The following is a 10,323-nucleotide window of genomic DNA, read 5'->3' on the forward strand; positions in this document are numbered from 1 at the left end:
CACCAAAATGGACACAGAACTATTTTGCGGCTGCGAAGTATGTGGGGGGAACCTTAGCTTATGGAAAAATTGATGATCAGCGGTGGACGCCCACTGCAAGGCACCGTTTCAATCAGTGGGGCGAAGAACAGCGCCATCGCGTTGATTCCCGCGGCTATTTTGGCGGAGTCCGAAGTAATACTGGACAACCTGCCGCTGCTTAGTGATGTGGCGGTTTATGCAGAAATACTGGAAGAGCTTGGGGCAAAGGTGTCTTGGGATGGCAGCCAGATGAACATCGATCCTTCGCGGATCGTATCCATTCCGATGCCCAACGGGCCGGTGAAGAAGCTGAGAGCCTCCTATTATATGATGGGTGCGCTGCTTGGCCGGTTTAAGGAGGCTGTCGTCGGTCTGCCGGGAGGATGCAATTTCGAGCCCCGTCCGATCGATCAGCATATTAAAGGTTTTGAAGCGCTGGGCGCGACCGTGACGAACGAGCATGGCGCGATTCATCTCCATGCGAAGGAGCTGCGCGGGGCAAAAATTTACCTCGACGTATCCAGCGTAGGCGCGACGATTAACATTATGCTGGCGGCTGCCAGAGCCAAAGGCTCCACAATTATTGAAAATGCGGCGAAAGAGCCTGAAATTATAGATGTGGCCACGCTTCTGAACTCCATGGGAGCCATTATTAAAGGCGCCGGCACGGAAACGATTCGTATCGAAGGCGTATCCGAGCTGCACGGCTGCCGCCATTCCATCATCCCGGACCGGATCCAGGCGGGAACATATATGATTGCCGCAGCGGCAACGCGCGGTGACGTATTGATCGACAATATTATTCCTAAGCATTTGGAAGCTGTCACAGCCAAGCTGCTGGAGATGGGGGTCCAAATCGAGGAGCTCGACGAGAGCATTCGCGTGATGGGGAGTCCATCATATGGCCATGTCGATGTGAAAGCACTGATATACCCAGGTTTTGCTACAGATTTACAATCGCCAATGACCAGTCTGCTAACCCAGGCCGAAGGCGTAAGCGTGCTCAGCGATTTTGTCTACAGCAACCGGTTTAAGCATGTGCCGGAGCTGGTCCGCATGGGCGCTAAAATTCGCGTCGAGGGCCGTTCGGCCGTCATCGAGAAGAGCCGCCTAAATGCGGCCAAAGTCAAGGCTTCTGACCTCAGAGCGGGGGCTGCGCTGGTGATCGCCGGCCTTACAGTCGAGGAAGGCGTGACGGAAGTGACTGGCGTGGAGTACATCGACAGGGGTTACGATCACCTCGTCAGCAATCTGCGGATGCTTGGCGCCGATGTTTGGCGCGAGCAATAATCAGGGTGCTGTAATATTAGGAGAATGCGGGAAATAGATTGAATGAAGCTGATTTTTTCATCATGACCTGCATATCTCCTTCTAATTTGGGTAATCCTATCCTAATGAGGATTTTCATAGACTCATAGATTAGCGTCTTCATCCAATTGATGCTAAGCTCTTGTCAGGACTTATAAAATTGAATAGGTGGTTATTACATGGATTTACAAATTGCCGATTTGGAAGAAATGAAGCTGACCGAATTGTACAAACTGGCGAAGAAGTACCAGATCCCTTATTACGGTCAGTTGAAGAAGAAAGAACTGATTTTTGCTATTTTGAGAGCGCAGGCCGAACAGAGCGGACTTATGTTTATGGAAGGTGTGCTCGAGATTCTCCCGGAAGGTTACGGCTTCCTAAGGCCGATCAATTACCTGCCAAGCACCGAGGACATTTATATCTCCGCCTCCCAGATTCGTAAATTCGACCTTCGTACGGGAGACTTGGTATCAGGGAAGTGCCGCGCACCGAAGGAGAACGAGCGGTATTTCGGTTTGCTGCAAGTCAATGCGGTCAACGGGGAGAGCCCGGAGACGGCATCCGAACGGTTACACTTTCCGGCACTGACTCCTCTCTATCCGCAAAAGAAACTTGTGCTTGAAACATCCCCTAACCATTTGTCTACTCGAATTATGGATTTGCTCGCCCCGGTCGGTCTGGGACAGCGCGGTTTGATCGTTGCACCTCCAAAAGCAGGTAAAACGCTCCTCTTAAAAGAAATTGCCAACAGCATTTCCACCAACAATCCCGAGATTGAACTTTTTGTACTGCTGATTGACGAACGACCTGAGGAAGTGACGGATATGCAACGTTCCGTAAAAGGAGAGGTGGTTGCGTCAACGTTTGATGAGCTGCCGGAGAACCACATCAAGGTTGCGGAACTGGTGCTTGAACGCGCGCTGCGTCTGGTTGAGCATAAGAAGGACGTTGTCATTTTGATGGACAGCATCACCCGTCTGGCCCGTGCTTACAACCTGGTCATCCCGCCATCCGGACGTACGCTGAGCGGCGGTATCGATCCGGCGGCATTCCATCGTCCGAAGCGGTTCTTTGGTTCTGCCCGGAACGTGGAGGAAGGCGGCAGTCTGACCATTTTGGCCACAGCGCTGATTGATACCGGTTCGCGGATGGACGATATCATTTATGAAGAGTTTAAGGGAACCGGCAACATGGAGCTGCACCTGGACCGCAAGCTGGCCGAGCGCCGCATTTTCCCGGCCATCGATATCCGCCGTTCGGGAACGCGTCGTGAAGAAGTGCTGTTAACAAAGGATGAGCTCGATACCATTTGGGCGATCCGTAAAAATATGAACGAATCCGCCGACTTCGTGGAGGGATTCTTGAAGAAATTGCGTGACTGCAAAACCAATGCCGAATTTTTGGCTTCCTTTGACGTGCATGGAGCAGGAAACGGCCATAGCCGCAGTTCCTCATCGTCCTCGAACAGCCACAGCAGCAACCGGCGCACCTCACGCCCGTCGACGGCTTCCGTGCCGCTGACTTAAATTTAGCATAAAGAGGAGAACATCATGTATCTGGTATATGCCGATGAAAAAGGCAACGTATTTGATCATCCCACACTGTACGGTCTCGGCCGCAGCGCGGATATGATCGTGGAAATTATGGAAGATGAGCTGATTCCCCTGCCGGAAGGCGCGACGCTGGTCGGCCTCCCCAACACCCGTGCCATCGGTATGGATCCGGAAACGGGTGAGATGACGGCGCTCCCGGGAGACGCTCAGGCTGTGGGGGCACTGCTCCCGCAGGGATACACCCGGTTATGCCTGCCCGGCTATGTGAAGACGGACAAGGAATACAAGCTGCCGCTCTTTGGTTACTCGGCTGTCGTGTGGAAGGACGGGCAATTTTACACGACGGGCAGACTGTCGGACGACCCGGAGAAGTGGAACCCGCTGAACTGCGATGTAGAGGAATTGGAGCTCGGCGTGAAGCGCCTGACGGAGAAGTATCCGGAGAACCGGCTGTACCAGCATTTGTCTAATTGTGCGCTCGGTTATGAATGTCTGACCGCATCCAATACCTTTTTGAATCGTTGGGAAGGGGCTGTTCCGGTATCTTACTCTTGTAATGCCGGCTGCTTCGGATGTATTTCAGAACAACCGGATGACAGCGGATTTGTGGCGCCCCAGACTCGGATGAATTTCAAACCGAGGGTGGACGAGCTCGTTCAAATTATGCTGGAGCATTTAAAAACGCCGGAGTCGATCATCAGCTTCGGACAAGGCTGCGAAGGCGAACCCTCCACGCAGGCAAAAATCATCATTGAAGCGATGCGCGAGGTGCGTTCGATCACGGATATGGGATATATTAATATCAACACGAATGCTGGCCTGACGGATTTCATCCGCGGCATCGTCGATGCGGGTCTGGACCTGATGCGGGTGAGCACGATCAGCGCGCTGGACGACCATTACAACGCCTACTATAAGCCGCGTGGTTACACGCTTGCCAATGTGGAGAAATCGCTGAAGTATGCGTCGGACCAAGGCGTTTACACGTCCATCAACTATTTGATTTTCCCTGGCGTCACAGACCGCGAAGAAGAAATCGAGGCGATGGTGGAGTTTGCGCGCCGGACCAATCTGAAGCTGATTCAGCTGCGCAACCTGAACATTGATCCCGAGAGCTATTTGGAATTGATCCCGCCGGCCAAAGGCGAAATTTTGGGGATGAAGCAGGCGATTGAAATTTTTCAAGCGGAGCTTCCGGATGTGGTCATCGGTTCCTATACCCATGTTCCGCCTCCAAGCTTGATCCGCCCGAAAAAGCCGATTCTGTCTTAATCCGGCAGCGCCTGGAACGGGAAGAAACCATTGATTTATAGGCGCGTCCCTGCTATAATGAATTTATGTGTCAACATAACTCTGGGTCCGCCTGAGGCTCAGGGCAAAAAGAGGTGAAAGTCATGAAAACAGAAATTCAACCAAAATACCACGTTACTACGGTAACTTGCGCATGCGGCAACACGTTCGAAACGGGTTCGGTGAAAGAAGAGCTTCGCGTCGAAATCTGCTCCAACTGCCATCCGTTCTTCACTGGTAAACAGAAATTCCTGGATGCTGGCGGCCGTGTTGATAGATTTAAGAAGAAATACGGAATGTAATTGCTGCCTGGCAGCATAGATCCGTTATATTTTTAACAAATGACAATCCCCGGTTCGATGAACCGGGGATTTTTTCTTTAATAAGATCAATATAATTACAATAAACTCCGATCCCGTATTCCGTAAGAAACCTTCCTTTTACGCACCATGCATGGATTCCGCGTCTTAATTGTTCAAGTCGACCGATTGGCCGATTTTTGCCCATACGTTGGTTTTATTAAAGCCGAGGCGCCATAAGGCGATACCTTTCAGATTGTACCGTTTGGCAAGGCCAATTTTGGTGTTCACGGTGTTTTCGTTTTCGCTGGCAAGGTTAACGCCGAGAACTAGTTTGCTGGCAGGCACCTGTTTGAGCGCAAGCTGGATGGCCGCATCCACTTTGTCGTTAGGCTGCGGGTTTTTCTCATCGGTATAGGCATAAGCCATGACGATAAGCTCATCGGCCAGCGTGCCAAGCTTTTTATAATCGTATCCATGAAAAGAACCGTTCAGAGGCGGCAGGGCGATCGACAGCTTCAGGCCCTGGGCGTGAGTAGCGGCCGCTGCTTTTTGAACGAAAGCATTATAGGATGCCTGTACAGTCGCTGCGTCCCCCGTAAGCCCGAGTCCTTCCAAGTCCAGCAGGATGCCTTGGAATCCGTTAGTTTTGGCCGTATCTACCATCTGCTGAATCAGGTTTGCCTGAAGCTCAGGATCCTGGGTCGCCTTCGTCAGTTCCAGTTTGGTATCGCCGGAAAATACCATCAAATAAGGGGTGGTGCCGGCTGCAGCAGCGGAGCTGACGAGGCTCTCCGGCGTCACATCGCCGGCCGCTTGCGGCCATTTGAAATCCTGGCCTGTCGTTGTGAACCGGCCTTGGTCGTCAATGCGGCTCCAGCCAAAGGCGGCTGCGTCGAAGCTTGGAATCAGGCTCGACTCAGAAAACGACGAGATGGCGTAAAAGGCCAGCGTATACATTTTTTCTTGGGGGGACACGATAGTAACGGTATGCGTGGCCTGATCCCAGTTGACGCCGGCGCCGAACTGCTGGCTGAAGAAGCTGAGCGGAATTAGGACACTTCCTCCGGCCATTTGGGGAGCTACGGTCAGCGCCGTTTTGGTCCCGTCTACGGTCGCGCTGCGGCTGCCGACGGTCAGAACGACCTTTTTCGTGGAATCCTTGTCTGTCTTTACTGCTGTGATCTGCTTGGCCGAGGCATTCCACTGCACGCTGATGCCCAGCGCTTCGGAGATAGCCCGGAAGGGCACAAGTGTAGTTCCTTGAACGACTTTAGGTGCAGCCGGGAAAGGCAGCGGATAGCCGTCCAGTACGATGCTGACGGGTGCAGCGGCGCTTGCCGGCTTCTGGCCGATACCGCTCCAGGCAGTGGCTGCAATGAGCAGGCACAATGCGGTTTTGGTTGCTTTATTCATGCGCGATGTTCCTTTCCTTTTTAAATCGTATGTGTAGGATTGGTTGTGGTATAGAACCACTATATCAATAAACGTTTGCTAGATGAATATGGAACGAGAATAATAGATTTATTTTTGAGCGTTTATCCACTTTCTGCCGGGTGGTTGCTTTTTGTACAGGCATGCGATATACTTATTTTCACCGTGCTAGATGGGGAGGTAGCGGTGCCCTGTAACTCGCAATCCGCTGTAGCGAGGTTGAATTCCTGTTAGAGGTATTGTCGATGTGAGGTTTGGTCCCTGCGTGCAATGTTGACGGTTGGGTCCTCCGCAATGAGTACTTGTGAACCTGGTCAGGTCCGGAAGGAAGCAGCCATAAGCAAGATCACTCTTGTGCCGGAGGATAGCCTAGCCCGAGTTGTTACGCAGGGGAGCCACTCGGATCGCAATCATCAATAACAGGTGCACGGCTTAAACTTGACAATTATTTCAGCATCTTTGCCATCAGGTGGTAAAGATGCTTTTTATTTATTCCGGATGTTCCCATGGCGGACTTTCGGTCACAGACACAGGCAGCGGACAGGTAAAACCCTGCTGAAACATGCGTGTTGGACGTTTTGCAAGGCGTCGGATTATAGTATAATGATGAGGCAACGAACCCACGCTTAGTGGAAGTTGAAAGAGGGTAAGCGAAGTGGAACATATAGCGTTGTACCGTGCCTGGCGGCCTCAGTCGTTCCAGGACATGGTGGGACAACAGCATATCATTCAAACGCTGCAGAACGCGATCCGCGAACAGCGGGTTTCCCATGCCTACCTGTTCAGCGGCCCGCGCGGAACCGGTAAAACCAGCGCGGCCAAAATTTTGGCCAAAGCGGTGAACTGCGAGCGTGGACCAGCAGCGGAGCCGTGCAATGAATGCGAATCCTGCCGCAGAATTACTTCGGGTGCGGTGATGGACGTTCAGGAAATTGACGCTGCTTCTAACCGCGGCGTGGAAGAAATCCGCGATCTTCGCGAGAAAGTGAAGTACGCACCGACCGAAGTAAGGCAGAAGGTTTATATTATTGACGAAGTGCATATGCTGACGACAGAGGCGTTTAATGCGCTTCTGAAGACGCTGGAGGAACCCCCTCCGCACGTCATGTTTATTTTGGCGACGACCGAACCGCACAAGCTGCCGGCGACGATTATATCACGGTGTCAACGCTTTGATTTCCGCCGGGTATCCCTGGAGGAGCAGACGGATCGGTTAAGACAGATTTCACAGGAAGAAGGCATTGAAGCGGAGAATGAAGCGCTTCAATATATAGCAAGGCTATCCGACGGCGGGATGCGGGATGCGCTGAGCATCTTGGATCAGATTGCGTCGTTTACCGGCGGTCATGTATCTTATGAACAAGTGCTGAGTATGACCGGTGGGATTGCTTCGGAGCAATTCGGCAAACTTGCACAGGCCATTCTGGAAGGTGACGTGGGCCAGGTGCTCATGCTGGTGGAAGGTTTTATGCAGGAAGGCAAGAGCGCCGATAAATGCATGGAGAACCTGCTGTATTATTTCCGCGATTTATTGATGATCCAGATGATTCCGCAGGCAGACAAGCTCACGGACCGTGTCCTTCATCCGGAAGAATACAAGGAGATGGCTTCTGCCTTTTCCCGCAAGCAGCTGTTCCAAATGATCGATACGCTCAATCATTATCAGAGTGAAATGAAATATGCTTCCCAGCCTCAGACCTTGTTCGAGGTTGCACTGCTCAAGCTGTGCGGCATTCCCCGTGAAGCGGGAGACAGCGATCGTCCTCAGGAGGCGGCGGCCGATTCGGCTGTGATCAATCAGCTCAAGCAGCAGGTCGCTTCTCTGGAGAAGAAGCTCGAGCGCTTCATCAAGTCCGGTGCGGCTCCGGCCGCTGGTAATAGCGGACCATCCAGGCCTGCAGCTCCGCCGGCCCCGCGCATGTCGTCGGCCGCGAAGATTCCGGCGAATATGGATCAGTTTGTAGCAAGTAAGGGAAGTCCTGAATTCATGGAGATCCAGCGCCAGTGGGCTCATATTCTGCAAGGAGTCAAGGAGGAGAAGGTGACGGTCCATGCCTGGTTTATGGACGGCGAGCCGGTTTCCGCGACTGATGACGCCGTGCTGGTTGCCTTTAAAAATAATATCCACCGGGAAACGACCGAGAAGCCGGCCAATAAGCAGGTGATCGAGGGCGTGCTGCACTCCGTGCTCGGCAAACCGTATCATTTGGTTACCATGATGCAGCGGGATTGGAGCACCTCGATGGAAGGGGCTGCGCAGCCCAAGGAAGAGCTGAAGCTTGAGCACGAGCATGAATCGAAGGATCCGAATTCAAAACCATGGATTGATGAGGCGCTCCAGATGTTTGGAGAAGACCTCGTTGTCATAAAAGATTAACCGCACCTTGAAGTGCACTCAATTAATTAAAGGAGAGATGACCCATGAATAATATGAATCAAATGATGAAGCAAGTGAAAAAAATGCAGGAGCAAATGCTCAAGGCGCAGGAAGAGCTTGCTGACAAAAAGGTCGAAGGTACATCCGGCGGCGGCGTGGTTACCGTGGAAATGAACGGCCACAAAAAACTGCTCTCCATTACGATTAAGCCGGAGGCTGTTGATCCGGACGACGTGGAAATGCTGCAGGATCTGGTGATGACTGCCGTGAACGATGCGCTAAGTAAAGCGGACGAAATTGCGAATGCCGACATGGGCAAATTTACAGGCGGAATGAAAATTCCTGGCTTGTTCTAAATTTAAAGCTGAAGGAGATCCTGCGCTTTGTATTATCCCGAACCGATCTCGAAGCTGATCGATGCGTTTACGCGACTGCCGGGCATCGGGCCGAAAACCGCGGCCCGGCTTGCTTTTCATGTGCTGAACATGAAAGAGGACGACGTCATTGACTTTGCCAAGGCCCTGGTCAGCGTCAAGCGGAATCTCACCTATTGTTCCGTATGCTGCAATATTACAGACACCGATCCGTGCCGGATTTGCCAGGATAAAACGCGCGATCCGTCTGTCATTTGCGTAGTGCAGGATCCCAAAGATCTTGTTGCCATGGAGCGGACCAAGGAATTCAACGGTTATTATCACGTTCTTCAGGGAGCCATCTCTCCGATGGAGGGAATCGGTCCCGATGATATTCGGCTGAAGGAACTGCTTACCCGGCTTAGCGATGAGCGGGTCAAGGAGCTTATTTTAGCGACGAATCCGAATATCGAAGGGGAAGCGACGGCGATGTACATTTCGCGGCTGGTACGCCCTTTTGAAATCGTTGTGACGCGTATCGCGCATGGTCTGCCGGTAGGCGGGGACCTGGAGTACGCAGATGAGGTAACCTTGTCGAAGGCATTGGAAGGACGGCGTCAATTGAACTGAAGTTATGCTTAGTGTTAAGTGATCATTTACATTTGAATCGTGCACTTATAGAAGGAGCCTCTTCGGAGGCTTCTTTTTTTGTTCTAAGTTTGTCCCTTTCCCGAATAAGTATGAGAATGGAGACGGTGTGAGGTACCTGTACTTTAGCCGCCCGTAACTTTCGTGGACAAGGGAGGGGTCTGGGACATGACTTGGTTCAAGAGGAATAAATCAGGAATGTCTGCCCAGCAGTACAAAGAGGAACAGGAAGAGAAGTGGATCGTTTACAACGATGTCCAAAATGCTCATGCGGAATGGGAACGCGCTAGGCTGCGGTTTGAGGAGGCACTCGGACAAGATCAAATCGATTATGCCATTTATATGCTGGAAGCAGCGGAGCGCAAGTATCAAATGCATTTGAAGCAAGCCAAAGACATTGGCCTCAACCGCGTGCAAATGATAACAAGGGAAGCATCGGCGGCGGCCAGAGGGATGGGCACCCGGACGATGTCCCATTAATTTAGTGGAGGTAATGTTGTATTTATAACGATTTGATTGGGAGGAGATCGATCCATGACCGTAAAAATGTTGATTTGGGGTGTGCTTGGCGTCTCGCTGTTTCTGCTTCTGTTCATCGTCTTTAAGAAAAAGCTGGGATTTGGCTGGTTGACGATGTTCGGAGCGCATTTGGTGTTGGCGGCACTGGGACTTTACCTGGTAAATTTCTCAGGCTTGATGTCCGAAGTATACATTCCGCTTAATCCAGCAACGATAGGAACGGTAACGGTGTTGGGACTGCCTGGCGTTGCACTTCTTTATGGTTTAAAAATAACTTTAATGGGGTAGTTGACGAGTGGCTGTATTCTGTGGTAAATTAATTCTCGCCCCTTTCGAAAAGGTACAAGCCTGCCCGACTGGCAGGAAGCGAAAGAAAAAAGAAATTAAAAAAAGTGCTTGACGAATTGCTGGGTGACATGATATATTATAAGAGTTGCTGCTGAGATAAAGCAGCGGCGCTGAAAGAGAAGTTTTGATCTTTGAAAACTGAACAACGAGTGAGTATAAACGCGATGGTCTTA

At 51.6% G+C, this 10,323-nt stretch carries 11 protein-coding genes and 1 other RNA gene; 10 read left to right on the forward strand and 2 right to left on the reverse strand.

Annotated features, from left to right (window positions below):
• Positions 1-60: 60 nt before the first annotated feature.
• The 4 genes from IAE55_RS33095 (at position 61) to rpmE (ending at position 4,474) form a co-directional block, all read left to right on the forward strand.
• Positions 61-1,311 carry a UDP-N-acetylglucosamine 1-carboxyvinyltransferase gene (locus tag IAE55_RS33095; protein ID WP_076176961.1) on the forward strand — a complete coding sequence of 417 codons (1,251 nt, stop codon included), beginning with the start codon at positions 61-63 and terminating at the stop codon, positions 1,309-1,311.
• A 197-nt stretch (positions 1,312-1,508) separates the two neighbouring features.
• Positions 1,509-2,855 (forward strand): transcription termination factor Rho, encoded by a 1,347-nt coding sequence (gene rho / locus IAE55_RS33100; protein ID WP_076176962.1) that lies wholly within the window; start codon positions 1,509-1,511, stop codon positions 2,853-2,855.
• 24 nt (positions 2,856-2,879) lie between these two features.
• Positions 2,880-4,154: a radical SAM protein gene (locus IAE55_RS33105; RefSeq protein ID WP_116234523.1), complete on the forward strand. Its 1,275-nt coding sequence runs from the start codon at positions 2,880-2,882 to the stop codon at positions 4,152-4,154.
• A 122-nt stretch (positions 4,155-4,276) separates the two neighbouring features.
• Positions 4,277-4,474 (forward strand): 50S ribosomal protein L31, encoded by a 198-nt coding sequence (gene rpmE / locus IAE55_RS33110; RefSeq protein WP_076176964.1) that lies wholly within the window; start codon positions 4,277-4,279, stop codon positions 4,472-4,474.
• Positions 4,475-4,639: 165 nt separating this feature from the next.
• Here rpmE and IAE55_RS33115 read toward each other — a convergent pair whose 3' ends face one another.
• Positions 4,640-5,887 carry a stalk domain-containing protein gene (locus IAE55_RS33115; protein ID WP_200634927.1) on the reverse strand — a complete coding sequence of 416 codons (1,248 nt, stop codon included), beginning with the start codon at positions 5,885-5,887 and terminating at the stop codon, positions 4,640-4,642.
• Positions 5,888-6,068: 181 nt separating this feature from the next.
• On the opposite strand from IAE55_RS33115, the gene ffs reads away from it, so the two are divergent.
• From ffs to IAE55_RS33145, 6 genes are all read left to right on the forward strand, one after another.
• Positions 6,069-6,336: signal recognition particle sRNA large type (gene ffs, locus IAE55_RS33120), an RNA gene on the forward strand.
• Between the two features lie 224 nt (positions 6,337-6,560).
• Complete coding sequence (gene dnaX / locus IAE55_RS33125) at positions 6,561-8,282, forward strand: DNA polymerase III subunit gamma/tau (RefSeq protein ID WP_105444909.1); 1,722 nt, start codon at positions 6,561-6,563, stop codon at positions 8,280-8,282.
• A 44-nt stretch (positions 8,283-8,326) separates the two neighbouring features.
• Positions 8,327-8,638 carry a YbaB/EbfC family nucleoid-associated protein gene (locus IAE55_RS33130; protein WP_076176967.1) on the forward strand — a complete coding sequence of 104 codons (312 nt, stop codon included), beginning with the start codon at positions 8,327-8,329 and terminating at the stop codon, positions 8,636-8,638.
• A gap of 27 nt (positions 8,639-8,665) precedes the next feature.
• A complete protein-coding gene (recR, locus tag IAE55_RS33135; protein ID WP_076176968.1) occupies positions 8,666-9,265 on the forward strand; it encodes a recombination mediator RecR in 600 nt (199 codons plus the stop codon).
• Between the two features lie 186 nt (positions 9,266-9,451).
• Positions 9,452-9,763: a DUF2508 family protein gene (locus IAE55_RS33140; RefSeq protein WP_076176969.1), complete on the forward strand. Its 312-nt coding sequence runs from the start codon at positions 9,452-9,454 to the stop codon at positions 9,761-9,763.
• 54 nt (positions 9,764-9,817) lie between these two features.
• A complete protein-coding gene (locus tag IAE55_RS33145) occupies positions 9,818-10,090 on the forward strand; it encodes a pro-sigmaK processing inhibitor BofA family protein (protein WP_089549419.1) in 273 nt (90 codons plus the stop codon).
• Here the strand turns inward: IAE55_RS33145 and IAE55_RS34065 are convergent.
• Positions 10,079-10,323 (reverse strand): hypothetical protein (locus IAE55_RS34065; protein ID WP_234490041.1); only part of this gene is annotated, 245 nt, incomplete at its 5' end. The two genes, IAE55_RS33145 and IAE55_RS34065, sit on opposite strands and share 12 nt — an antisense overlap.

It is taken from the genome of Paenibacillus sp. S28 (genome assembly GCF_016624415.1).
Taxonomy (GTDB): Bacteria; Bacillota; Bacilli; order Paenibacillales; family Paenibacillaceae; genus Paenibacillus_AQ; species Paenibacillus_AQ favisporus.

Coding starts and splice junctions, on each gene's coding strand:
- IAE55_RS33115 (WP_200634927.1), bottom strand. CDS start 5,887: ATGAATAAAGCAACCAAAACCGCATTGTGCCTGCTCATTGCAGCCACT.
- rho (WP_076176962.1), top strand. CDS start 1,509: ATGGATTTACAAATTGCCGATTTGGAAGAAATGAAGCTGACCGAATTG.
- IAE55_RS33095 (WP_076176961.1), top strand. CDS start 61: ATGGAAAAATTGATGATCAGCGGTGGACGCCCACTGCAAGGCACCGTT.
- IAE55_RS33145 (WP_089549419.1), top strand. CDS start 9,818: ATGACCGTAAAAATGTTGATTTGGGGTGTGCTTGGCGTCTCGCTGTTT.
- rpmE (WP_076176964.1), top strand. CDS start 4,277: ATGAAAACAGAAATTCAACCAAAATACCACGTTACTACGGTAACTTGC.
- IAE55_RS33130 (WP_076176967.1), top strand. CDS start 8,327: ATGAATAATATGAATCAAATGATGAAGCAAGTGAAAAAAATGCAGGAG.
- IAE55_RS33140 (WP_076176969.1), top strand. CDS start 9,452: ATGACTTGGTTCAAGAGGAATAAATCAGGAATGTCTGCCCAGCAGTAC.
- IAE55_RS33105 (WP_116234523.1), top strand. CDS start 2,880: ATGTATCTGGTATATGCCGATGAAAAAGGCAACGTATTTGATCATCCC.